Here is a 26,810-nt window from a genome sequence, read left to right on the forward strand (position 1 = left end):
AGTGCTTTGGTGCATTTTTATATTATTCTCTTGTTTTCACATATTTTAATTTCTCTTTGTTTTTCATCAAGAAATCTTGTAATTCATCTTCGGGTATTTGTCGTACATATAAATTGGCACGTAATGTATCATCTTCTTCTCGGCATGTTGATAAAACCATGTATTTATCACTTGCTTTAATTTGAATAGATTCATTTTTTACTTGTGCATCTTTTTTAATTTGTTCTAATTGTGTTAAAAAATCATCATCGTCTTTAAATGTTGTACGATAAAATGCTGTTGTTTCTGGTACAATGACCATTGCCACTGCTTGATAATATAACTTTTTCTCTGGCGTTTCCACCACAACAAATGGATGCGCATCAAAAAATTCTTGCTTATCATAATAGTTAACATCATTAAACATACGGTTGTCCGGCACTTTACTTCCTCTTGCGTGTGCAAATAACCATGTTAAACGATCACTAAAATCTTTCTGATTATTCGTATCCATAAAAACAGCTCCCAGAAACGGTACTTGTTCTCCTTCGAATGTTTTTTCCAAATATGTAAAATTATCAGAGGTTTGAACAACTGGCTCATCTAATTTTGTTCCAGGCAAATAAAGATACGCAATCACTTCTTTATTCACATTCGCTAACTCTTCAAACTTTTTCTTTAGAAATGCTTTTTCTTCTTCTGTTTGTTTATATACTTGCTTCGTTGTCGTGGTCGTGGTTGTTGTTTCAGGTGCAGGTGCATGTACCGTAGATTGTGAAACAACATAAATCGTCATTGTTAAAATCGTTAATAAAAATACAATAAGAGCTATAATTTTTTTAGACCATTTTGGTTTTGTTTGAGTTTGTTCATCTGTTTCCATACTTTTCATAAAAATCCTCCTTTTGCATTTACAATAATATAGCTACCTAGCTATGAAGTCAACTTTTTCTATTAAAAAGGATTACAAAACAAAAACACCCGTTAAAACGGGTGTTAAAAAAGGGGGAAATATGAATTGTAAAATGTTTTAGGGAGTAACATTATACGGTTTACCTTTACGGGAAATAAAGGTCTATGAGAAAATCATTTGGGTGTTTTTCAATCAAGATTCTCTTGATTTGTCTTTAGTATATACTCTCTATCTGAAAACAACCTTAAACTTACTACTTTTCTAATATCGCATCAAAAAACACCCGCTAAAACGGGTGTTAAAAAGGGGGAAATATTTATGTTCAAGGCATCAAATAGGGAGAGTTGATGTCCTGACATATTTTTCTTTTCGATATTTATGAGAGATATTCTGAAAAGAAAGTGTTTATTAGGGAATAACAATTTTCATTGTTTTTATTCAAGGTTACCCTTGATTTAAGATAAGTATAAACATGCTAGCTTAAAGTAACCTTAAATAAAGTCTAAAAAATTATCTATTTCTAATCGTAAAGTACAGAGTAGCAACATATTTTATTTTAATATATGCTGCGTTTTGTAAAAACCAGTAATCGAAATGCCTGAAAATGCACTGAAATAAGGCTGCTTTGAATAAAACGATAAAGCTTTTTTATTTTCAGCACCACTTTCTGTTAATAAAAAGACTTGCTTTTTGTCTTCTGCTCCCTCACATGCTCTTGTTAATAAATATTTCCCTATTCCGTTTCCTTGATATTCTGGAAGCACCAACAAATCTTGTATCACTTCTACATATACGCCGTCGCCTATCGTACGTATTAGACCAACCAATTTATTATCGTCCCATGCTGTAATAACTTGTATTGCTTTGTCCAACAAAATAGATAAATCATCAAATGTATTGGTGTAGGCACACCACCCGACAGATGTATATAGCTGTCTTAATTGCTCATCTGTTATTTCTTTTGTCATACTATATGTAATCATTTTCGTACCCCTTTCATCTCAAATTATGAATGACAGACATTAACATTTACTTTTTCTTATATACTCTTTCGACACCCCCTAATCTAGTTTTTTCATCACGAAACAATTTAGGTGAAAATAAAATATTTTTATCAAAAAAGACCTTGCATACACAAAGTATACAAGGCTTTTCTTGATTATTCAACTGGACGACTAAATTGGCTAATTTCATGTTGTACTTTTGCAATAAACTCATCAACACTCATGGTCACTGTATCTTTTGAACCATAGCGACGAACAGTGACGGAATGATTTTGCGCTTCTTGATCTCCCACTACTAATTGATATGGGATTTTTTGTGTTTGAGAAGCACGAATTTTATAACCCATTTTCTCATAGCGTAAATCTAGGTCAATACGCATACCAATACGTTGTAATTGTTCTGTTAATTGACGTGCATATTCAGCATGTAAATCAAAGTTAACTGGAATAACTGTTGCTTGAACAGGAGCTAACCATGTAGGGAATGCACCTTTATATTCTTCAATTAAGTAGGCAACAAAGCGTTCCATTGTCGATACAACCCCACGGTGAATAACGACTGGACGATGTGTATTTTCGCCATCTTCACCAACATATGTTAAATCAAAACGCTCAGGTAATAAGAAGTCCAACTGAATAGTAGACATTGTTTCTTCTAAGCCCATAGCTGTTTTGAACTGAACGTCTAATTTTGGTCCATAGAAGGCAGCTTCACCAGTTGCTTCAAAATATGTTAATCCTAATTCATCCATTGCTTCTTTCAACATACTTTCTGCTTTGTTCCACATAGCATCATCATCAAAGTATTTTTCTTTATCTTCTGGATCACGATAACTTAGACGGAAACGATAATCTTTAATGTTAAAATCTTCGTATACAGCACGAATTAACTCTAATGTACGTTTAAATTCATCTTTAATTTGGTCTGGACGTACGAACACATGTGCATCGTTTAATGTCATCTCACGTACACGTTGTAAACCAGATAAAGCACCACTTTTCTCGTAACGGTGCATCATACCCAATTCAGCAATACGAATTGGTAATTCACGGTAACTATGAATATCGTTTTTATAAACCATCATGTGATGCGGACAGTTCATCGGACGCAATACTAACATCTCTCCATCGCCCATGTCCATTGGAGGAAACATATCATCTTTATAATGTGCCCAGTGACCTGATGTTTTATATAACTCAACATCAGCCATAACTGGTGTATACACATGTTGGTATCCTAAGCTAATTTCTTTATCCACGATATAACGCTCAACAGCACGACGGATAGTCGCACCTTTTGGTAACCAGAACGGTAGACCTGAACCTACTTTTTGAGACACCATAAACAAGTCTAATTCTTTTCCTAATTTACGGTGATCACGCTCTTTAGCTTCCTCACGCATTTTCAAAAACTCGGCCAAATCTTTTTTGTCAAAAAAGGCTGTTCCATAAACACGTTGCATCATTTTGTTATCAGAATTACCTCTCCAATAAGCACCCGCAAGTGACAATAATTTAAAGACTTGAATGCGACCAGTTGATGGCACATGAATACCACGACATAAATCAATGAAGTTTTCTTGTTGATAGACAGTGATTGTTTCATTGTCTGGTAATGCGTGAATAAGCTCTACTTTATAAGGGTCTTTGGCAAAAATCGTTAAGGCTTCCTCTTTTGTCACAACACGACGCTCGATAGGGAAATTAGCTTTCACAATATTCATCATCTCAGCTTCAACTTTTGGCAATTCATCTTCAGATAATTGCACTTCCATATCTGTGTCATAGTAAAATCCTGTTTCAATGGCAGGACCTACACCAAAATGGATATTTGGGTATAGACGTGTTAAGGCATGTGCTAATAAATGTGCTGTTGAATGACGTAAAATTCCTAATGCATCTTCATGCTCAGGTGTTACCAATTCAATACGACCGTCACTTTCTAAAGGACGATTATAATCAATCAATTCTCCGTTATATTTAGCAGCCAACATTTTTTTAGCTAAACCAGAACTAATTTCTTTGGCAATATTATGAGGTGTTGTGCCTTGCTCGTACTCACGAACAGCACCGTCTGGAAATGTTACTTTAATCATCTTATTCTCCTTTTTCTATTGATAAACACAAAAAATCCCATTTCTAAGCCGAGGCTTAGAAATGGGACGCTATGATACGTGGTTCCACCCATTTTATTCGTCAACAGACGAACACTCATTTGTTGTAACGCAACTAGCGGTTATTTTTCAAAATAACTTTTCAAAAGTGGTAATTCATTAGTTACATAAATCGTTTCACCTAGCCGATTCTCTCTAAAATGCTCACTAATCAATCGTGTCTTTATCAATAAATGTTAATATTATGTTGTTATTAAACCATTTCTTTTCAGAAATTGCAAGTTGTTTCAATCATTTTTTTATATTTTTTGATACACAATGTCACCATTAAGAATGGTTTTATGAACTTGTACATTTAAAATATCTTGTGGATTTGATAGATGCAATATATTATCACTTAATATGGCTAAATCGGCTCGTTTACCGACGCAAATCGTACCTACATCATCTCGACTAATTGCCGCAGCTGCTCCACTTGTATGTGCTACTAATGCATCAGCAATACTTATTTTTTGATGACTCATTAAAGCCTCTCCCTCTGGTAAACCGTTTGTCGTTTTACGAGCAACAGCATAGTAAAGACTTTCCAATGGTGTCACATCAACAACCACCGGCACATCTGTTCCAAATCCTAATGTTGCCCCAACATCATGAAAGGTCTGAAATGGGAACATATCCTTTGCTCTGATTGGACCAACTTCTTCATCGAGCGTGTCATATCCTACAAGCAAATGGCTTGGTTGAACAGATAATACTAAGTTTGGCTGTGTCACCAATGGTAAATCGGCTAAGTCCATGACTTCTAGATGTTCAACCGTATTATTGCCTTTTGAAAGTGGATATTTTTCTTGTGCTTCTTTTAAATATGTTAATGTGAGCTGAATGGCTTTATCGCCAATGGCGTGAATACGGATTGGGAAACCCTTTTGATTTGCAAGATGAATTAGTCGACGCATCTTTTCAATAGGAATTAAGGGAATACCCACATCATGAGCATGGTAGGGATTGGCATAAGGTTCTTTTAATAATGCTGTATGTGAACTTGTCACACCGTCAAAAAATTGTTTCACACCTGACATTTGGAGCATAGGCGACGTATACTTAGAAGACAGTGTATCCAAATGCTGTGTTTCCTCACGCATTGCTGGAAAGAAATTGATGCGTACAGTTGCTTGTTGATGTGCATATAAATGTGGATATACTAAATCATCTGGGCTTTCACCGGTTAAAGCGACATCTCCCACAGCCGTTATTCCCATTTGATTTAATTGTTTCATATACATCAAACAATCCTCTGTTGCCGTTTCGTGAAATATTTCCAACACTTTTGCTAAGTAATAAATCGCAATCGCTTCTAAAAACACACCTGTTAACACATTGTTCTCATAAAAACGTTCCCCTGTAATTTCTTTCGGTAATGTTTCTGGTGTAATATTTAACGCGTTCATACCGGCTGAGTTTAGCCAAATCGTATGTGCATCTCCTGAAATCAATAAAGTCGGAACATCGTGTGTTGTTGCATCTAATTGCCATCTTGTTGGGTAAACTTGTTGTCCAAAATCACTCGCATACCACCCAATACCAATACGCCACCCATTTTGAATAGGTAATGTTTCTGCTTGTTTAGCAACTTCTTCGGGAGAACGACCAGATACAACTGTTAAGCGTTTGTTATAAACCAAACTTGCCAAGTAAAAATGAACATGTGCATCGATAAAAGACGGAATAATCATTTGGCTACCACAATCAATAATATCGCACCCTCTATTAGTTGGGATAGTTTGTTGATAAACAGCTGTAATATAACCATCTTTTATTTCAATGCCACCAGAAAATGTTTCTTTCTTTTCGGTATCAAATATCGCTTTGCTTTTTAAAATATAATGCATTATGATAACTCCATTTTAAAGTTTAAAAATTGTTCATTATAAAATTCTATCCAATGCTTACCTAAATGTTCATAATGTTCCAATTCATTTAATACATCATCTGACGGATAGAACATCGTATCGCTTGTCATTTCCTCAGGTAATAATTCTCTAGCCGCTTGACTTGGTGTTGTATACCCAACATACTCAGCATTTTTAGCTGCATGCTCAGGCTCTAACATAAAGTTAATAAACGCATAAGCACCTTCAATATTTTTTGCTGTATGCGGAATAGCAAAATTATCTGTCCAAACAGCACTACCATCTTTTGGAATAATGTACGTAATGGCTGGATTAGATGCAATAACAGCAGCTGCATCTCCTGAGTAACCAATTCCAATCGCCGCTTCACCCGCTACTAACAAAGGTTTTATCTCATCTGTTAAAACCGCTCGTATATTCGGACTTAATGCAATCAATCGTTGTGTTGCTTCTTTTATTTTCTCTTCATCTTGTGTATTCAATGAATATCCCATACTTTGTAAAGTCAATCCTAACATTTCATGGAAATTGTCCAACACTAAAATATTATTTTTATATTCTGAATCCCATAAATCTTTCCAGGTCGTAATTTTTTCAGCATCGACCATTTCTGTATTGACCATAATACCAATCGTTCCCCAAAAATATGGGATTGTGTATTGATTATCTCTATCAAAATTTTGATTCATCAAGGCGGGAGAAAGTGTTTCTAACCCGATAATTTTAGACTTATCAAGTGGTTTTAATAAGTTTTCTTCTAATAGTTTTGGGACACGTGACTCACTTGGAAAAATAAGATCATACGGTGTACCACCTTGTTTTAATTTTGCTTCCATTGCATCATTAGAATCGAACGTTTCATAAACAACGGAGTATCCTGTTTTTTCTTCAAATTCTTTTATTAACTCAGGGTCAATATAATCGCCCCAGTTAAAAATATACAGCGGTTTTTGTGCATCAACTTCTACACCAACAGAAGATGCACGCTCTTGCTCTAAAGCGAATTTCATAAAAAAAAGAATAGACACAGCAGCTAGAATACTACCAAAGAATAATCCTAATTTTTTCATACTAACCCTCTTTCCTATACTATTTTAACGTTCTAAGTATACCTATTTTTAAAAAAATATGCTATCAAAATATAAAGAAATTTTATTTCTTTATACAAAATAAAAAACCTAGTAGACGAAAAAGTAATAGCGACACTACTCATCTTACTAGGAATTGCTAGAGAAATAAGATTATTTCTTAAAATTATTCTACAATACAACATAAATATAAACAAGCAAAAAGAATAAAATGGTAGACAATTCTTTTAAACAAAAATTAGAAGTAGTAGTATTTTTACTAGATGTACTTTGCATCGAATAGTACGCACTTCAATACAACGTATCGGGAGAAAGAAATACTTTACCAAAAAATTGTGTTGGGGCAAAAACTCCAACACAATTTTTATATATTTATCTGTTTTTTACGTTCTCGTAGTTCTTTAAAAAACCGCTGTAGAAGAGCCTTACACTCTTCTTCTAGTACGCCACTTTCCACCTCGGCTTGATGATTAAACCGACTATCTTGAACTAAATTCATAAAAGTACCGCATGTTCCTGCTTTTGGATCAAAAGCACCAAAGGTTACTTTTTTTAGTCTTGATAAAATAATGGCACCACTGCACATTGGACACGGTTCTAAAGTAACAAATAACTCACACTCTTCTAAACGCCAATTCCCTAAGTGCGCATTTGCTTGACGGATCGCTTTTATTTCTGCATGAAGTGTCGCATCTTGTTCCTTTTCTCGTAAGTTGTATCCTCTACCAATGACCTCACCTTTATACACAACAACGGCACCGATAGGTACTTCATCTAAATCATACGCTTTTTGAGCTTCTTTCAAGGCTTCTCTCATAAAATATTCTTTTTCGGTCATTAGTGTTTCTCCCGATAAAAGTTACCATAAAATTGTTCGGTACTCATCACATTGATAATCGCTTTTGGATCTGAATTTAAAATACCTTTTGTAATTTCTTTTAATTCGTAAGAAGAAATAACGGTATATAAAATATAAATTTTCCGATGCGTATAACCACCAACACCCTCTATACACGACATGCCATGCTTATAGTTCTCAAAATAATAATCCATAATTTTCTCGGGCGTTTCTGTTGTGATTTGTAATGTCAACTGTTCATAACGATGGTGGAAATTTTCCAATGTTTTCGTCGCAACAAATTGGAATAAAATAGAAAAGCCTGCTTGTTCCCAACTACTTGTTAAGGCAAAAACAATTAATAAAATGACATTCCCAACAAACACGTACTCCCAAATAGATTTTCCTTTTTTATTCGACACGTATAATGCGATAAAGTCGGTTCCTCCTGTGGAGCCGTCTGCATATAGTGCTAATGCAATATAAATACCATTCAATGCTCCACCTAATAATACAGCTAACATCACATCGTGCAAGATAGGTTGAAAATGAAAGATACTTAAAAAGAAACTAGATAATACGACTTGAAAAAGAGATAAAAATGCAAATCGTTTACTTAAACCTTTATAACACAAAAATGCAACGACAACATTCAGCACAAGAGAAGAAATATTTAGTGGAATAGGTGTCGGTAAAAACATTTTAGATATATTTTGAATAAGCACAGAAATACCTAAAAAACCACTCGGTAATAAATTAGCGGGTGTTAAAATAGCCTGTAATGTAAACACTTGTAGTAGCGTTGCCGCAGTTAATAAAACGATAGACCTTACATCTTGATAATATTTAAACTTTTTCATTTGCATCTCTTTCTATCCACCTAAAATTTTGTTCAGATTGTTCACATAATGTTTGATATATTTTATCACATGATATTTGTCTATGCCACTTTTCATCATGATTTTTTTTGAATTGTGTAATAAAATCTACGTGCTTTAATTGCTTCATATATCGCGTTCCTACGTTGTTTATCGCCAATACTCTCACACTATCTTGTCGCTCTTGACTTTGTATATTTAGCACAATGTATAAACATAAACGCTGTACTCTGGCTCTTTTCCAACGCTTATTCATCACCAACTCTACAAAATGCTCATAACTTTCCGCATGATACACGCATTTTTTCAAACGATACTCTATCCCCTCCACCATTTGATATACGCAACGCAATTCCTCTAGTGACTTAGACATAATTAAGGTTTGCAGAATAACCCAATATTTATCGTACGCTGTTTTGAGTTGTACTGCATGATTTTGTAACGTGCGATACGATAATTCTGGCACAACACTTATATAGTCCTCATGAGAAAGCACCTTTTGACGAATTGCTGTGCCACTTGCAAAACAAGAATTGCTTTCCACTTGAGTATCATAGTGCTGGGCAGATGTGCGTATAATTGGTAATAACTGCATCGAATAGTCATGCTTTATAATTGCTTTTATATAAGATAGTGCCAACTGATTATTAGGCGTTGATATAAGTGTTGCCATTTCAGTAGGAAATAGTTGCGATAAATACATCAGCACTTGCGTATGATAAGACTGTGTAAAATCCTTTTCTGGTAGATTCATTAATGCTTCAGCAATTTCTTGAAACACTTGAGATGTTCCACTTTCTACTCCACATGATATAAACTGACACTGTAATTTATGAGCTATTCTCACAGCATTTTCAGCAAAAAAATCTGCAGATTGAACAGCCTCAACTGTTGGTAATTCAACAACCATATCAACCCCATGAGATAAGGCTAATTTTGCTCTATTCCATTTATTTAAAATCGCTAAATCGCCTCTTTGCGTAAAATTCCCACTCATAACAGCAATCATCACGTCAGCTTGACTATGCTCTCTTGCTTGTTGAATATGCCAAGCATGCCCATTATGAAAAGGATTATATTCTGCAATAATCGCACATGCTCTCACACAATTCCTCCTATTTATCAATACTGGCTGTGTGACAAAGGGACACACCCTTTGTCACACAGCCTCCTGATTTATTCATATTGTTTGTCAATCAAATCTTTAACTAAACCATACATATACTCATCGGGTGCAAATTCTCTTAAGTCCTCTACGCCTTCTCCAAGACCAACAAATTTAACAGGAATATCTAACTCATGACGAATGGCTAGTACAACGCCACCTTTGGCTGTTCCGTCTAATTTTGTCAATACTAAACCTGTGATATTCGTTGTTTCATTGAACTGTTTCGCTTGAATTAACGCATTTTGTCCTGTTGTCGCATCTAGGACGAGTAAAACTTCCTGTGCTCCACCTGGAATTTCACGAGAAATAATACGTTTGATTTTTTCCAACTCGTTCATTAAATTTACTTTATTTTGTAAACGTCCTGCCGTATCGACTAATAAATAATCAACATGCTCCTCTTTGGCTTTTTTGATTGCATCAAAAACGACAGACGCAGGATCTCCACCCATATCTCCTTCAACTACGGGAACACCAATACGCTCTCCCCACACACCGATTTGTTCAATCGCACCTGCACGGAACGTATCGCCAGCAGCTAATAGCACTCTATTCCCCTCTTTTTGTAATTTGGAAGCTAATTTACCAATTGTTGTTGTTTTCCCAACTCCATTAACACCCACAAATAAAATAACAGTTAAATCATCTGCACTTTTCGCCAATTTAGATGATACCTGTTCTCCTTTTTCATAAATGGCTACTAAATGTCTGACAATGGCTTTTTTGACAGCTTCTGGATTTTTCGCTTGCCATACAGCTTCGTCTTCACGTAATGCGTCCGTTAAAGCAATCGTCATATCAAAGCCTACATCAGCCGTTATAAACACTTCTTCCAATTCATCAAAGAAATCTTCATCAACACCTTTAAAGCTAGAAAACAAGTCATTGATACGCTCTGAAAAACTACGTCTTGTTTTCTCCATTCCTTTATCATATTGCTCAAAAATAATTTTCTTTTCTTCTTGTTGCGTATCTTGTTGAATGAGTGTTTCATCTTCTCCCGTAAACGCACGTTTTATTCGATCAAAAAATCCCATGATTATTCTCCTTTGTGCAACACATACAATTCAATGGCTTTTGCCACACCGTCTGCGTCATTTGTATCTGTTATATATTTGGCAGCATTTTTAACATCTTGTGTCGCGTTTCCCATTGCAACACCATATCCGGCATACGTCAACATTGCCAAATCATTTTCTTCATCACCACAAGCCAAAACTTCTTCAGCTTTTATATTTAAAAGCTCACATAAACATTTCAGCCCATATCCTTTATCAACGTCTTTAGGCAAAATTTCTAACAAAATTGGACGAGATTTCAATAATGTGTAGTCATTTTTAAAAGTTTCTGGCAATACAGCTATTTTACTATCTAATACATCTTGTGGACAGCAAGACACAACTTTATTAAACATATGGTCTGCATCAAAACTGTCTATATTTCTACGCTCAAACACCAGATTATTGATAATATCTGGATAAAGCGAACGATTATGTGACGGATAAATTGGTTCATACACTTTTTCTAAGTCAATAGCATTTATCGGTAATCCTACGGAAAAACACACATCATAAATATGCTCCACATCTGCTTTTGTGTGAGCTTTTTGTGCGAGTATTTCCTCCGTTTCCGTCACTTGCACTAAACCGCCGTTAAACGTAATGCAATGGTCATGCTCTGATACCAAATCTAGTTCCTCTAAAAATGTTCGAATACCCATAATTGGTCGCCCTGTGCACAACACAATTTTCATGCCCTGTTCTTTTGCTTGTTTTATCGCTTCTTTATTTCTTTGACTAATCGTTTTATCACTTGTTAATAAGGTGCCGTCTAAATCGATTGCTATTAGTTTTATCATTGTCTACCTCCATTTAGAAATCCCTTATATTATAGCAAAAAAAGAGCCTTTGTTCTACTTACTAATCATTTCTCTTATACAACACTGTAAAAACAAAAGCACCTCGATACCTAGATGCCAACAATAATATGCTAGCTACCGTTAGGGGCTTACTTTCTTATTTTATTTTTTGATAAATGATTTCGATGATAATCTAGACTTACTTTTTGCCCTCACAAATAAATCGGGTAGGGAATGCCTAAATCTCACAAAGGCTTATGCTACACGATATGGCATGTCAAAGGGACTATTCTTTCCTATTCAATATAAACGAACAATATTTTTATCTATGCTATCTATGTTTTATCTATGCAACGCCTCGTTGACAAAAAGAGAGGCACAAAATACAGCTATGCAACCATTTTGTATGTTACTATACATATAAACAAAAGGAGGGCATTATCATGACAATTCATGAACGCATTTATCGTTTAAGAAAAGAAAAAGGACTTTCACAAGAACAATTAGCCGAGGCATTACACATTTCTCGGCAGGCTGTCTCAAAATGGGAAAGCCAACAAAGTACGCCTGATATTGATAACATTATTTTATTAAGTGATTACTTTCATGTCACAACAGATTATTTATTAACTGGAAAAAATACCACCACACATGTATCCTTATTCAATGCAAAAACAAGCATAATACTGTCAACGACACTCAATACATTAGGTCTTTTCTTATCTATTATTATCTTTCATGCTACACACAGTATATTAAGCCTTATTGCTTTTATTATTTGTACGACTTTAAGTATTTTATTACATCAAATAAGTATCCAACTATTTCATATAACCAAACAGCAACAATATCATTTTTGGAAAATCAATATTTGGCTTGTTAGTTTCACTCCTTTTTCTATATACCTTAGCTCACTAACAGGCGTTGACTTATTTTTACCAATATTTTATGGATATGACTTTTCCCTCTTTGTTTTCTATATTCTATTATGGTTTATCTATGTATTATGTTGCTATTGGATATTACGAAAAATCAAAAGAAAAATGGTACAAAATACCCTATAAAAATCTCTTTAATATAAAAAATGGTGAATTGGCATTTTAAGTGTCAATCACCATTTTTATATTGATGTAAACATATTTAACAATCTATTGAAAAGCTTTTATTTTTTATCTTAAAACCTACCCCAACCACCAGCAATGCCGGTTGAACCATCATCAGTGTCTTGTATCTTTTGTAATAATGCCATTTGTTCTTCTGTCAAAATAATCCATTTATCGTATTTTTTCAACCGAATATCTTTCATCAATCGCTGGATAGCCAATCTATCTGCCCACCGCCACAATGCTTACCATTCAACTCGCAAATTGTGTTTTGAATAGCCAACAAAACACTTTGTAGCATTGGTGTTTTATCATTTTCTTTTAAGCTAAGAGATATATTGCAACATCTCTTTTTTCCAAATATCTTCTATATTTTTGAACATAGATTTTCTCCCCGTACTTATTGGTTTATTTTTTCTATGTCTCCAGAAAAAAGAAATTCCTAAAATTAAAAATATACATTCTAATACTTTATACACAACTATTAGAACAATTGATATTGAATAATATACATCAAACATGTTTACTACCTCCTTACCTTAATATTTAACTTAAATCATGCCTTACTCTACTAATAGTAGAGCATTATCTAAAAAAATGTAAACGATACCACTCCTTACTGGATAATCTTTTCTATACGTATCAAATAATCGTAACTATTTTCCTATTTATAAACATTTTTCAGAAATTTTTTTCTCTTGCATTTCTTTTCAATTCTTGTATAATATGTTGCATGTGATATGTTTTTTATAAGGGAGTAACTGGTACAATTTAAAATTGTGCGATAGTATCAACAACGACAAGCAGGTTTCTGCTGGTGCTATCTTAAACAGTGAGACTTATAGATACAGCTAGCTGTATCTATAAGTCTTTTTCTTTTATCTAAAACAATCTATATGATTTTAGGAGGAAAAATATGACAAAGAAAGATTATTTCTTATTATCACAAGAAGAAGTCTTACAAGATGTAGATAGTTCATTAGCTGGTTTATCTAGCAAAGAGGCAAGCGATCGTCTTGCTAAATATGGCGAGAATATGTTGCAAGAAGGAGAAAAACGTTCTTTACTTGCTAAATTTTTAGATCAATTCAAAGATTTCATGATTATTATTTTAATGGCAGCTGCTGTGTTGTCTGTTGTGGTATCTTATGCTGAAGGACATCCAGAGTATCATGATGCGATTATGATAATGATTGTGGTACTTATCAATGCGGTGTTAGGGATTGCTCAAGAAGCAAAAGCCGAAGAAGCTGTAAATGCCTTGAAAAAAATGGCATCTCCTCTTGCACGTGTGATGCGTGACGGGCATACATTATCACTAAAAAGTGAAGAAATTGTCGTTGGAGATATTGTTTTATTAGAAGCAGGTGATGTTGTCCCTGCCGATATGCGTTTATTAGAAGTCAACACATTAAAAATTGAAGAGTCTGCACTAACTGGAGAATCTGTTCCCGTTGAAAAATCATTAGCTATTCCAAATAGTGAGGAGTCTGGTATCGGTGACCGTACAAATATGGCATTTTCAAGTACAAACGTAACGTATGGACGTGGACTTGGTGTTGTTGTAGCAACAGGTATGGATACCGAAGTTGGTAAAATTGCCAATATGCTTGTTTCTGAAAAAGAAAGCAAAACACCACTACAAGAAAATCAAGATCAACTTGGAAAATGGTTGACTATTTTAATTTTAGTGATTGCTGCAATTATTTTTGGTATCGGGCTATCCCAAGGTAGACCTGCCACAGCTATGTTATTAACAGCTATCTCAATCGCTGTTGCTGCAATCCCTGAAGGGTTACCTGCTATTTCAACAATTATTTTAGCTTTAGGTACTCAATCTATGGCAAAACAAAATGCGTTAATTCGTAAATTACCTGCCGTTGAAACATTGGGTGGAACAGAAATTATTTGTTCCGATAAAACAGGAACATTGACACTGAACCAAATGACAGTTGAAAAAGTAGTTTATAACAATACCATTCATAATGCTAGCGAGCCGATTGACTTAGACTTATCTGTATTAAAAGTGATGACACTAGCAAACGACACAAAACTGTCAAAAGAAGGACAACTAATCGGCGATCCAACTGAAACAGCACTTGTACAATTCGCATTGGATAAACAATTAAACCTACAAGAATTTTTAAGTGCTTATCCACGTGTGGCAGAAGTACCATTTGAGTCTGACCGCAAAATGATGTCAACTATTCACCCAGTAAACAATGCATACCTTATCGCAACAAAAGGTGCTCCAGATATTTTATTAACGCGTTGCACACATATTTTAGATAACGGTGCCGTAAGACCAATTACTGACACTGACAAAGATACATTGGCAAGATTAAATCATGAAATGGCGACTCAAGCATTGCGTGTTTTAGCCATGTCATATAAAGAAGTGGACGCTGTACCAAGTGAATTGACAACTGAATATGTAGAGCAAAACATGGTATTTGCGGGACTAGTTGGTATGATTGACCCTGAACGTAAAGAAGCTGCTGATGCGATTGCTGTTGCCAAAAAAGCAGGTATTCGCACAATTATGATTACAGGTGACCATAAAGACACAGCTCAAGCTATTGCGAAACGTTTAGGTATTATTGAAGAAAATCAAGAACACGCCGTTTTAACAGGTGCTGAATTAGATGCAATGTCTGATGAAGCATTACGCCAACACGTTGAACAATATTCTGTTTATGCTCGTGTATCTCCAGAACATAAAGTAAGAATTGTGAAAGCATGGCAATCTCACAACAAAGTTGTTGCCATGACAGGTGATGGCGTTAACGATGCTCCATCTTTAAAAGCTGCCGACATTGGTGTAGGTATGGGTATTACTGGTACGGAAGTATCCAAAGGTGCTTCTGATATGGTTTTAGCCGATGATAATTTCAAAACAATCGTTGCTGCCGTGAAAGAAGGACGGAAAGTCTTTGCAAATATTCAAAAAGCTATTCAATACTTATTGTCTGCAAACTTAGGTGAAGTGATGACATTATTCGTTGCAACAATGCTTGGTTGGACTATTTTAGAACCTATTCATATTTTATGGATTAACTTAGTCACAGACGTATTCCCTGCTATTGCACTAGGATTGGAAGAAACTGAAAAAGGAGTTATGACGATGAAACCTCGTGGAAAAAGCTCTAACTTCCTATCTAACGGTGTTGGACATAGTATCATTTACCAAGGTATTTTAGAATCATTATTTACACTAGGAATTTTCTGGTATGCAAAAGACCACTTTGGTGTTCCAGTTGCCGAAACAATGGCATTCGCAACACTTGGTTTAATCCAATTGTTCCACGCATATAATGTAAAATCTGTTTACCAATCTCTATTTAGTATGAACCCATTCGCAAACAAATGGTTAAACTATGCAACCATCGGTTCTGCAGCAATGTTACTGATTGTAATGATTGTACCAGGTGTAAACACATTCTTTAGTTCTTCAAGCTTAACACTTGCTCAATGGGGTATGGTCGTTGGCGTAGCCTTTGCGATTGTCCCTGTCGTTGAAATTTGTAAAATTGTTTTACGTATTGCACATAAAAAATAATAGATACACCAAAACAGGAGGAACTACTAGCAGTTCCTCCTGTTCTTTTACTTATATTGACAAAAATGCTTAACATCAATGTTTCGATGTTAAGCATTTTACTATTTTAAGATAACTGGCTCTCTTACCTTTCACTTAGCAATAAACTTTATTATTTCCTATTTTTGATGCGTGATATGATATTGATTAATCACAAATGCAAGTTGTTCAAAAGTTTCAAGACCAATTCCTGTTGTGTATAGTGCTAAAAGATAAGGTGTTTTTTCATACACAATAGCAACATCATTATGTGCACCACCAAAATCTCCATATTTGTGTGCAATATCCGCATCCGTCACATATTTTTTCAGATATGCACCCGGCATTGCTTTTTTCATATAGGCAATAATATCTGTATACGTATTTTGGTTTTTATACAAATAATTTAGTACTTGTATAAAATAATCACTTGTCGTCAAACTATAATCACTGGAAGCAATGGTTTTAATATCTCCCTCAGCTTGACCATAAACAGCAATATCTTCATATACTTTCGTCACGCCACCTAGTGTATTAAATAAAACAAGTGATGCTACATTACTTGAATTTACAATACTTTCTTCTTGTAATAGTTTAACGTCTACGGATTGTCCATAATTATTGAGGAATCCTCTGTATTCGTCAATACTTTCATAGCATTCGCTACATACGGGCACTTTTTGGTCTAAAGATAAATTACCACTTTTCACTTTGTCGGACACTAACATATTTAATGGCAGTTTATATGTACTTGCTGATTTCATAGGTGCATTTTTGTTCATTGCAATCACATCATCTGAATCAACTGATTTATACGCAAACGACACAAGTTCTTCACTCACATTTTTATCGGCTAAAAATTCTCTGACAATGGTAACCAAATCTTTGTTGACATAATCATATTTAGAAACCAATCCCTCCAGTACTTCCGGTTTATCCGCCACCGTTAGCACTTGGCAACTTTCTTGTCCATACGCTGTCGCACACACACGTTCTTCGCCACTTGACAGTGATTGACTGTTCTTATTATACGTTACTTGAGAAGCATACTTTGGATTTACTTTAAAAATCGTTTGATAATTTTGTCCTTTATAAAATACTCGATTGGCTGCATCTAAGGCAACAATCGTTGATATATCAGGCTTATTGATATTAAATTTGACACGGTATGTTTTTCCTTCATAAACAACATTAACTGTCTGCAATCCCTCTTTTTCAAGCTGGCTCTTATCTATCTCCACTTGTGTGTCTGGTTTGGCATGATCCAAATAAAGTGATGCAGTTAAAGGTAGGTCATCTCCCCAAGTATACGCAAATACGTCTTGTTTGGTTGCTGGTAGCAAAAACAACAAATAAATAAGCACAATACTAGTTAACACGATGCTCAATGATAAAATTTGATATATTTTCTTCTTTTTAAGCATAAAGTCGCTCCCTTAGTTAAAAATACATTTTTATTATACATATTTTTCAACTAAATGCACAGCTTTTACTATATCGTCCGTTTGAACATTCGGAACAGCAAGACGGAATGTTTCCCTATCGCTCGCTGCAAATGATGCCATTTTTGGTACAGCTGTTTCCATAGTTTCTTCTATGCCTAATTGATGCCATGAATAAATAAAACCATTCTCTTTATAAAACAGAATTAATCGTTGTAATTCCTCTAATTCATTCATTGCTGCTAATTGAACGAGTAGCCCGTAAGACACTTTAACACCGTGCTGTATAGCATGTGTTTCTTTAAATAATGATAAAGCATTATGTACAGCATGTGCTCCAGACATACGGCCATATTCACAAGCAAAACAACCTACAGCAGCTGCCACATTAAAGACTGTATCCACAACACGTTTGAAAGCAGGTGTTACGTCATGATTCTCTAAATTTTTTAACGCTTCAGGTGTATCACGTAATAAAATTTCTTGTGTAACTTTTGCCGCAGCTAATCCTAACGCAACATTTGCCTCCAACGTATCCTCAACATGACGCACAATACTTTCTGCCTCATACCATTTCACAAGCGTGTCACAAACACCACCTTCAAAATACGCTTTTGGAGAATGTGCTAATAATGTTAAATCTACAATACAGCAATACGCTGTTCTTGAAAAATAATCCACCATTTTAAACGTTTTATCTGGGTGATATACCGCTGCTACCGGTGTTGTAGGAGCACATGTCCCCAAGACTGTTGGTACAGAAATAATGTCACAATTTAAACGTTCTGCAACAATTTTAGCCGTGTCACAAACCTTTCCACCACCGATTGCCACAATCACATCAGCATCTTTTGCCAATGTCGCTAGACGCTCACCGTCCTCATGACTAGATGTTTTATCATATTTTAAAACAGGAATACCTTCTAACTTATCCGGTGTAAATGTTAAAAACGCTTCATAAGATTTTTCTCCAGTAACGATATAAGGCTTATCAAATGCTTTTAATTTTTCTGATAAATAAACTAAAGCACCTGCTTCACTAATATATTGTCCTGGGGTACTTCTTGTCACTTGTTCAAATCGCATAATGTCCTCCTATAATTAAAAAAAGATGATAGAATATCGTTATTCTATCATCTTTTCCGATTTTTTTCTATTGCTTTTTACGATAATATAAAACAGAAATAAGCATTATACTTATACCACATATCATAAAGATTTCTATACCGATACCACCCGTTTTTGGAAATTCTCCCGGTTTGAAGTTTTTCACACGAATACCTACAATATTTGAATTACTCTCTTTTTCAATAAGAACAATATCTTTAAACGTATCTGATACTGTCACATCTCCATTTTGCCTAATCGTAATCATCACAGGCTCTGGTAATTTTTGATAATGTTCTGGTGCGGTTTCTTCAACTAAATAATACACACCCGGTACAAACCCTTTATCTCTATTTGTAAACGTAAATTCTCCCGTTGTCAATGTCGCTTGTTGCCCATTATATGCCGGTGCATTCGCATCTTTACTTTGTTTAATAATAAATCGTGCATTCGCCAATGTCTGATTTGTTTTCGCATCAACTTTTATCACTTTCAACATATAACATATTGGTGTATTTTTCATCATTAAAGACAGTATATTTTCTTGTTGCTGAACAGTCAATGTATCAGTAACATCTGTCAACACTTCTCTGTTTTGTTCAATCGTAGCAACTTTAACCGTCATGATGCCATTTTGAGCAATACTAATTTTGTATTTAGTAGTATCTCTTTGATAACCGACTGGCGCTTGTTTTTCTTGTAAATAATAACTCGTTCCAAGTGCCAACTCTTTAAATGACACCATACCTTGACTATCCGTTTCTTTCGTCGCCACTTCTGTCACGCCGTCTTGTTGATACAGTGTAAATTGAGCATGCTCTAAAAGAACAGATGTATCATCTTTGGATACTTTTGTTAATCGGATTTCTGGCTTATAGTTTTTTACTTTAATAGATACTAAATCATCATGCTCAGAACTATTTGCAAGTACAACAAGATGTGCTTTATTTTCTGGAACACTCAATACGCCGTCTGGAGATAGTGTAAACGGAATACTTTCTGATAAAGGCACATATCCATTTGGTGCGAGTAACTCTTTAATATAGTACGTTCCCGAAGACAATTTTCTAATTTGCCCCTCACCAAAGATAAACCCATCTCTTGATAAAGTAGCCACATAATCATTTACACGTTGTCCGTTTTCATCTACAATTTCAAATCTTGAGCCATCAAGACCCGTACCTTCTTCCGTAATCTTTTGCAATTTCACACGATACTCTTTTTTTCTATTTTTCGCTACAATATTTAACACCCGATTATCCATATTCTTCAACACGAATACATCATCGGCATTGTGACTTCCAGCTGTGCCGTCTTCATGTAAAATAACTTCATATTTTTTCGTATTCAATTCATACCCATCTGGAGATGTTATTTCTTGAATGTAATATGTCCCTGGGGATAAATTCTCAAATTGTAGATTACCACGTTCATCTGTTACTTTATCATAGCCAATTTGAGTGGTTTGATCAGATGAAAACAGTCTAAAAATTGCATCTTTTAATACATGCTGTTCATCTGCTACATCATGTTTCATCAGTCGAATATCGAAATGGTCTTTATGATTCTTCATTTTTAATTTTATCGTTTTATTTTCATTGACTAATTCTGATGTAAAGTAAGAATCATCTTGCGATATATTGCTAATATTTCCTTGACTATCAACATCAAATTCAAACGCTTGTGTATATGGTACATATCCATTTGGTGCACTTTCTTCGGTTAAACGATAATGCCCTTCTTGTAACGCATGAAATATGACTCTTGAGGCGTTGACATCATTTCGTGAAACAACATTATAACCCGTATTTGATTGTAGTCTAAAGATAGCTCCTGTAAGTGCATTTCCCGTTTGACTATCTAGTTTTTCTAACTCAACAGACGTAGATGTTGTATGTGCCTTCACGTTGATAATCTCTTTTAAGTGATTTGCATCATAGGGTTCTCCGTCAACACGAATACTACCGTCTTGAGCAACGACCAAGGTATGCATGGTGTCATCAAGCGTATATCCCTCTGGTGCTTCTATTTCTTTAAAATAGTATGTTTTATTTGCTTCTAGTCGATCAAACGTAACCGTCCCTGTATCGTCAGATTCTTCATTTGATAAAATAATTTTTTGATTTGTATGTTGTTCGATGCCATATAAAGCAAACCGTGCAGGTTCTCTAATTGGAACAGTAGTCCCATTTATATTCTCTACTTTTTTAAATTTATATTGATACACATGTATTGGTTCCGCACTCACACGAGTATCATAAAAAAATGGTCTACCTAATACATTATGCACCTTTCCTAAGCGTCCCCCTGAGCGTGCATGGGCTAAGTTTACTTGACGTCCGGATGCTTTTTTCTTTGTTTTGACACGAATAACCATTACTTTTCTACTGATTGTACGATGTTCAAAATGGAACTCTAGACGATATAAACTTCTAAATTTATCTGTTCCTCGATAATTATAGTCAACATCTGGGCCGTAATAATATTTGTCTTGGGGACTACCTGTAATCGTATATTCTGATTTAGGTACTCTCAAAATAGTATTTGCCATATAGTTTTGCCCATTGCCCGGGTCTGCCATAAATACGTCAATATCTTTATCAAAAGAGCTAGGATTATTCCCATGATATAGTTCAATCCCGTCCCCTAAATGATCTTCTAAATATCTATCTAGAGGATAGTTTCTATAATCTCCTCTAGCATTAAACAAAACTTCCCACGTAATATAATCTTCCCCTATATCAATAGTATTTTTTCGAATACTCGGTGCTGTTTCTGAAATTGGATTTGGTTCATAATGCGCTGTCACAATATTGGTTAAATTTTTACTACATGAATCAGTTGCCCCAAAGTGATTTTCAGCTGTGTAGTCAACCTCTTTTGAAATAATAGTTGATTGTGGATGGTCTGGGTCGTAGAAGAATCCTGCTCTAGGCTCTATCCCTGAGAAAACACGCATTCTTCGTTTTTCTTCCAAACTCATTCGTCTACCATTCACATAATAGACACTATTTAACTCGGCATCTGTTTTCTTTTCAGAACCAGATAATTCAAAAAATCCTGTGTAATCTTGTGAGGATACACCATTTTCCGTAACCACAAATTTCAACTTATCTTTTACCACATGATATACATCAACTGCACCGTGTTTACCTTCCGGATCCAATGTCTGCCATCGCTTATTCGAATTAGGCACGTGCTGGATAACGTAGTCGTCCGGTAAAGACACCGTGAAATAGTCTCCCGGTTTCGCATTAGCAGGTATTTTGAAATGGAATTGATAAATACCTCCCCAACCTGCTGAATCAGCCGTCGAAAATGAGTTTAATGTTAAATCTGTAATTCTTGTAACACCGTATTCACTACACTGAATATTCGCAACAGGATGTTGTTTTCTTTGTTTATTCACAAAATAATAATCTAACGCTTTATCATCTGAACCACTATATAACAAATAATATCCTGAAGGTGCAAGTTCTTCTACAGAATAATCAATACGCTTTCTTTCTCCATAATTATCTAATTTAAATTTTTGAATATTTTCGACCACTTTTTCTGTTTGATTCGCATTTAACACCTCTGTGCAAATAAGTGTATTGTCAGCACGTATTTCATAACGTGTATCAACTGGTGTAGCACCGTCTTCCCAAGATTTTCTAATTTTTAAATCGACTTTTAGTGCCTCTAAACTGGCTTGTGGAATAGTATGATTTACTTTTTCATTTGTAATATTGGTTAACACTTCTGTTTGAACAATATAACCAGTAGGTATATCGGAAACTGTAAATTGAGTGTCATGAACAGACTTTGTTTCTGTTCTTTCTAAAACATATCCATTATTTGACGGTTTATAATAAAAGACTTTAACACTCGTTACATTTTGTGACGCATCTGGTGTCATATCAAATGTTTTCGTTTTAGGTGTATTACCATTATTTACAACTGATGATGTCCAACGAATAGATGTATCGGTTATATAATCTCCAGCTGTTACCGTATCTTCAGTTCCACTCGTATTGATGACAGGACTACTGTCATCATGATGAAATGCTCCAGGTAATAATAGTCTTGCTGTTGACGGTACCTCTAAAACCGTATCTCTATCTAAAACGGTTGTAGTACCTCCATACGTTAAGTCTGCTCCTTTTTTTAATTCAGCAGTTAAAGTCGTATGAAAATCTAAAGCATAAAAATCTCGAACATCTGTAACTGGTGTTTCAATCGTATAAATATATTCACCATTTTCGATAGTACCCATCCGATGCTCTGTAGAATACATTAAATCTGCCTGAGTTGTTCCTACTTCATGCTCGTTTAATATCTCTGTATCATCTCTTTTAATAGAGGTAATTATCGGAGCACCTAAACCGGAATCTTTTGTTGTCGTAAAAAATGTTTTTAAATCTCTTGCCGTATGGTTAATATTACCTGAAATATGTGTTTTATATACCCAAACGATTTTGGAACGCCCTTGTGAATCTGTCACAATATCTTGTTTATATAATGTTGATTTTTGTTCAAAATCTCCCAATTTAATTGGAATACTAAATTTACCTAGATCAAATGTCAATCGCTTAATCGTTTCCCACCAACGTGTGACAGTTGTTGTCGTCGTAGAACCGTCAGGGTTATTAACAGTTGTTGAATCTGATACTGGTGTGTCGTCACTTAGTGGATTCTCTCGATTGGCTGAACGGAACATAACCGACCCTGCATTTTCTTCCGTTGTTTCTTCAATACGTTCCGTGACAGTTTGACTTAATGTTTGAATCTCTGTTTGACGGCTTGTTTCAGTTTCTTCTTTTTTTGGTTGAGATTGCTCATCATTCGCTTGCGAGGTACTCATATCTGACGTAGAAACCGATACATTTTCTTGCGCATAAACAAAACCTCCAAAAACATGAGATAAAATCAATAAACTAATGGCGATTATACGTCTAATTTTTTTCACGACTCAACCTTCCCTTCTTTCGCATTCTAATTATTATTCCACTCAATATAACGACTCCACTCAATGCGAGATAAAATAGCCATCTATATAACCACAATGTTTGATATTGATTGGTTTGTAATGTTTGTTCTTGTTCAACATATGGTACACGTTCTCCCATGACTAAAAGTCGATGACTATTTATCATATAAGGTGTACATGTCAATAGTGTTGCATAATCTTTTCCTGTTTGGATAGCAATAGCTCCTAAGTCTGTAGGTTCTACTACTTTGACTTGAAACACACGATAAGCCAATGTTTCTTTGATATTGCGAATATAAAACATATCGCCGATTTCCATTTTATCTAAATCAGTGAATAACTTTGCCGTAGGTAATCCTCTGTGCGCAGATAAAACGGTATGCGTACTTTCTCCACCAACGGGTAGCGACGTCAACTCTAAATGTCCCACGCCTTTTTGCAAAACATTTTCCGATGTGCCTGCATAAATTGGAATTTCTTCTAATAGCTTAGGAATACGTAGATATCCAATTTGTTCATTTATTTCTAACATACGAGCATACTCTTTGATACCGTCTTTTTGTAAATCCGTAAATGGATCTTGTATCCAAACTTTTTGAATCCTCGTTTCATTATATGCTTTTGCTAAAGCAATGCGTTTATCAACATCTTTTGTCGAAATATGCGATGCATTTTTTTCAAATTCTGTCACCACAACTTTTGAGGCAAAATAATACATGGTTTGACTAACAATGGGAAATAATGTTATTCCTAATCCAAGTAAAAAGATGATAATAAGTCCTCTCTTACGTCTTTTGGCGACTACCCTTTTTCGCATATCTGTTCTCTTTTCTATATTTTCGGCGTAATTTAACAAATAAAATAACTAAAACTACTAATACAAGAAACGTACCATAAAATAAGCGCTTGTATAAATCATTCTCTTTAAAATAACTAGCTTCTTTTTCTTCTATCGCTTCCACATAATCAATACGAAATCCTCTAACAAGTAAACGATGTGTGTTAACCATATAAGGTGTACAGGTCAACAACGTCACATAATCGTGTCCCTCTTGAATACGTAAATCCTCGATATTAGTAGGTTCTACCACTTTGATTTGATCCACTTGATACGCTAATGTTCCACCAATATTATGAACATAAAACTTATCGCCAATTTCCAATTTGTCTAAATCTGTAAACAATTGTGCAGTGGGTAATCCCCGATGTGCTGTTAAAACAGCATGCGTACTATTCCCTCCAACAGGCAGAGAAGTTGCCTCTAAATGACCAACACCTCGTTGTAAAACATTCTCCGAACTCCCTGCATAAATGGGTAAGTCTTGTACAATTTTTGGAATGGATACATGCCCAATCTGTTCATTTACTTCTAGCATACGGGCATATTCTGCCGTTCCTTCTTTTCTATCTTTTTCCGAATAAGGATCTTCAACATCTATATGTTTACTAGATATAAGCGCATCATTATAAGCATTTGCTAAAAAAATACGTCTTTTAATATCTGCTGTATCTAATTTTTTCACTTCTGCTTTAAAACTCGTCACTTGCACAATAGACGCACGATAATATAAATACTGACTAACTAAAGGGAATGCCAATATACCTAAACCAATTAAAAATACTAGATAAAAAAAGAAACGACTTTTTCTAGTTTTGGTTTTCTTCATTGTCATGTTTCACACTCTTTTTCTTTAAGAATATCCCTACAATGACGAAAACAATACCCCATACATACCCATTACTCAACAATTCACCTGTATGTGGTAACCAACGCTCAATAAGATCAGGTGGTAAAGGTCTATTCACAATAATTGTCAGCGTATCATCTGTATATGATATAGGTGTAATCTCGAATGCAATATCTACACCCAATACAGCATATTCAACATTATCGACAATCGGTGCTTTTACTTCTCTTAAATAATATTTTCCATAAGGCAAATCCTGTACTTCAAAATATCCATTTTCCCCAGAGGTAAGAGTATATGTATGTCCACCTCTTAATAGTGGTTTTTTGTCAGCGTCTAACACTTCAAAAACAGCACCTTGTAAAGCCTTAGCGGGTGTTTGTTCATTCACTTTTTTAAATCGTTTCCCTCCAAAATGTGTTGGGTGATTTTCTATCGCAATATTCGTCACATCATTCGCTTTAATCATAATCATTGGTGTATCTGTTAATAGTTGATACCCCGGCAACGCTTTTACTTCTTTGATAATATATTCCCCTTCAGCAAGACCGAAAATACGAATATTTCCCATTTCATCAGTGTTTAATACCGTTTCTCCATCTGTATCAAGTGTTGCTAAGCCGTTTTTCACATGTACAATCTCATTATTTTTTGTATACAAAGAAAAGGCAACATTCGCTAGTGGTATTCGCTCTTTTCCTTGTTGTTCATATTTAAACAAATGTAATTCTCCTGTTGGATGAAATTGCTTTACATGAATCGTTTTATTTTCAAAATCATTCCCTGTTAAATCAATAAAAAAAGGTACAATTTCTGTTATAGCAAGCTCTGTTTTTTCAGACACTGCCAGTACATAATACAAGCCTCTCTCCAACTGGACTTTATAGGACTGGTCATTTAATGACACAACAGATGCAGTATATTTATTTTTCAAAGTATGCAAATCTTGCGTTTTCACCCAATCTACTTCAGACTGGTCTGTTCCAATTTTAAACAGATGATATTGAATATCTTGATTATTGGCAAAAGCATTCGGACTAATAATTTCAATCGTTACCGTATCATTTGCATGCGCATGATTAGAAAATGGTAAACAGACAAACGCAATCAACACACATATTCTTTTGACTAATTTAGAAAATGTCATCCTATCTTCCTTTCCTTTTTAATA

Annotated in this window: 20 protein-coding genes and 1 other annotated feature; of the genes, 2 read left to right on the plus strand and 18 right to left on the minus strand. The window is 34.9% G+C overall.

What is annotated here, in order from left to right; genetic code table 11:
- Positions 1-22: 22 nt before the first annotated feature.
- From srtB to GMA11_RS03005, 10 genes are all read right to left on the minus strand, one after another.
- Positions 23-862, minus strand: a complete 840-nt coding sequence (srtB, locus tag GMA11_RS02960; protein ID WP_163545772.1) for a class B sortase, LPKTxAVK-specific — start codon at positions 860-862, stop codon at positions 23-25.
- Positions 863-1,443: 581 nt separating this feature from the next.
- Positions 1,444-1,860 carry a GNAT family N-acetyltransferase gene (locus GMA11_RS02965; protein ID WP_163545727.1) on the minus strand — a complete coding sequence of 139 codons (417 nt, stop codon included), beginning with the start codon at positions 1,858-1,860 and terminating at the stop codon, positions 1,444-1,446.
- Between the two features lie 191 nt (positions 1,861-2,051).
- Complete coding sequence (gene thrS, locus GMA11_RS02970) at positions 2,052-3,992, minus strand: threonine--tRNA ligase (protein WP_163545728.1); 1,941 nt, start codon at positions 3,990-3,992, stop codon at positions 2,052-2,054.
- Between the two features lie 59 nt (positions 3,993-4,051).
- Positions 4,052-4,249, minus strand: a binding site (T-box leader).
- A gap of 60 nt (positions 4,250-4,309) precedes the next feature.
- Positions 4,310-5,899 (minus strand): amidohydrolase, encoded by a 1,590-nt coding sequence (locus GMA11_RS02975; protein WP_163545729.1) that lies wholly within the window; start codon positions 5,897-5,899, stop codon positions 4,310-4,312.
- On the minus strand, positions 5,899-6,990 hold the full coding sequence (locus GMA11_RS02980; RefSeq protein ID WP_163545730.1) for a PotD/PotF family extracellular solute-binding protein: 1,092 nt from the start codon (positions 6,988-6,990) through the stop codon (positions 5,899-5,901). Before GMA11_RS02980 ends, GMA11_RS02975 begins: the two co-directional genes overlap by 1 nt.
- Positions 6,991-7,372: 382 nt before the next feature.
- On the minus strand, positions 7,373-7,846 hold the full coding sequence (gene tadA, locus GMA11_RS02985; protein ID WP_163545731.1) for a tRNA adenosine(34) deaminase TadA: 474 nt from the start codon (positions 7,844-7,846) through the stop codon (positions 7,373-7,375).
- Complete coding sequence (locus GMA11_RS02990) at positions 7,846-8,706, minus strand: YitT family protein (RefSeq protein ID WP_205422874.1); 861 nt, start codon at positions 8,704-8,706, stop codon at positions 7,846-7,848. The genes tadA and GMA11_RS02990 overlap by 1 nt, the downstream gene beginning before the upstream one ends.
- Positions 8,693-9,829: a nucleotidyltransferase family protein gene (locus GMA11_RS02995; RefSeq protein ID WP_163545733.1), complete on the minus strand. Its 1,137-nt coding sequence runs from the start codon at positions 9,827-9,829 to the stop codon at positions 8,693-8,695. Before GMA11_RS02995 ends, GMA11_RS02990 begins: the two co-directional genes overlap by 14 nt.
- 71 nt (positions 9,830-9,900) lie before the next feature.
- Entirely contained in the window at positions 9,901-10,929 is a 1,029-nt protein-coding gene (gene ftsY / locus GMA11_RS03000) for a signal recognition particle-docking protein FtsY (protein ID WP_163545734.1), read from the minus strand.
- 2 nt (positions 10,930-10,931) lie between these two features.
- A complete protein-coding gene (locus tag GMA11_RS03005) occupies positions 10,932-11,750 on the minus strand; it encodes a Cof-type HAD-IIB family hydrolase (RefSeq protein ID WP_163545735.1) in 819 nt (272 codons plus the stop codon).
- Positions 11,751-12,193: 443 nt separating this feature from the next.
- Here GMA11_RS03005 and GMA11_RS03010 point away from each other — a divergent pair, with 443 nt between their 5' ends.
- Complete coding sequence (locus GMA11_RS03010) at positions 12,194-12,814, plus strand: helix-turn-helix domain-containing protein (protein ID WP_163545736.1); 621 nt, start codon at positions 12,194-12,196, stop codon at positions 12,812-12,814.
- 110 nt (positions 12,815-12,924) lie between these two features.
- Here GMA11_RS03010 and GMA11_RS03015 read toward each other — a convergent pair whose 3' ends face one another.
- Both GMA11_RS03015 and GMA11_RS03020 read right to left on the minus strand, forming a co-directional pair.
- A complete protein-coding gene (locus GMA11_RS03015; RefSeq protein ID WP_163545737.1) occupies positions 12,925-13,095 on the minus strand; it encodes a hypothetical protein in 171 nt (56 codons plus the stop codon).
- An 84-nt stretch (positions 13,096-13,179) separates the two neighbouring features.
- On the minus strand, positions 13,180-13,374 hold the full coding sequence (locus GMA11_RS03020) for a hypothetical protein (protein ID WP_163545738.1): 195 nt from the start codon (positions 13,372-13,374) through the stop codon (positions 13,180-13,182).
- Positions 13,375-13,769: 395 nt separating this feature from the next.
- Between GMA11_RS03020 and GMA11_RS03025 the strand changes: the two genes are divergently transcribed.
- Positions 13,770-16,412 carry a cation-translocating P-type ATPase gene (locus tag GMA11_RS03025; protein ID WP_163545739.1) on the plus strand — a complete coding sequence of 881 codons (2,643 nt, stop codon included), beginning with the start codon at positions 13,770-13,772 and terminating at the stop codon, positions 16,410-16,412.
- A 158-nt stretch (positions 16,413-16,570) separates the two neighbouring features.
- Here GMA11_RS03025 and GMA11_RS03030 read toward each other — a convergent pair whose 3' ends face one another.
- From GMA11_RS03030 to GMA11_RS09290, 6 genes are all read right to left on the minus strand, one after another.
- Positions 16,571-17,854, minus strand: coding sequence for a serine hydrolase (locus GMA11_RS03030; protein ID WP_163545740.1), 1,284 nt, complete (start codon positions 17,852-17,854; stop codon positions 16,571-16,573).
- Between the two features lie 33 nt (positions 17,855-17,887).
- Positions 17,888-18,958, minus strand: coding sequence for an iron-containing alcohol dehydrogenase family protein (locus tag GMA11_RS03035; RefSeq protein WP_163545741.1), 1,071 nt, complete (start codon positions 18,956-18,958; stop codon positions 17,888-17,890).
- 67 nt (positions 18,959-19,025) lie between these two features.
- Complete coding sequence (locus GMA11_RS03040; protein ID WP_163545742.1) at positions 19,026-23,930, minus strand: SpaA isopeptide-forming pilin-related protein; 4,905 nt, start codon at positions 23,928-23,930, stop codon at positions 19,026-19,028.
- Complete coding sequence (locus GMA11_RS03045; RefSeq protein ID WP_163545743.1) at positions 23,917-24,768, minus strand: class C sortase; 852 nt, start codon at positions 24,766-24,768, stop codon at positions 23,917-23,919. The genes GMA11_RS03040 and GMA11_RS03045 overlap by 14 nt, the downstream gene beginning before the upstream one ends.
- On the minus strand, positions 24,737-25,618 hold the full coding sequence (locus tag GMA11_RS03050; protein WP_163545773.1) for a class C sortase: 882 nt from the start codon (positions 25,616-25,618) through the stop codon (positions 24,737-24,739). Before GMA11_RS03050 ends, GMA11_RS03045 begins: the two co-directional genes overlap by 32 nt.
- Positions 25,599-26,786 carry a collagen binding domain-containing protein gene (locus GMA11_RS09290; protein WP_240332458.1) on the minus strand — a complete coding sequence of 396 codons (1,188 nt, stop codon included), beginning with the start codon at positions 26,784-26,786 and terminating at the stop codon, positions 25,599-25,601. The genes GMA11_RS03050 and GMA11_RS09290 overlap by 20 nt, the downstream gene beginning before the upstream one ends.
- Positions 26,787-26,810: the final 24 nt, after the last annotated feature.

The sequence above is a fragment of the Granulicatella sp. zg-ZJ genome, assembly GCF_010892355.1.
Lineage (GTDB): Bacteria > Bacillota > Bacilli > Lactobacillales > Aerococcaceae > WM01.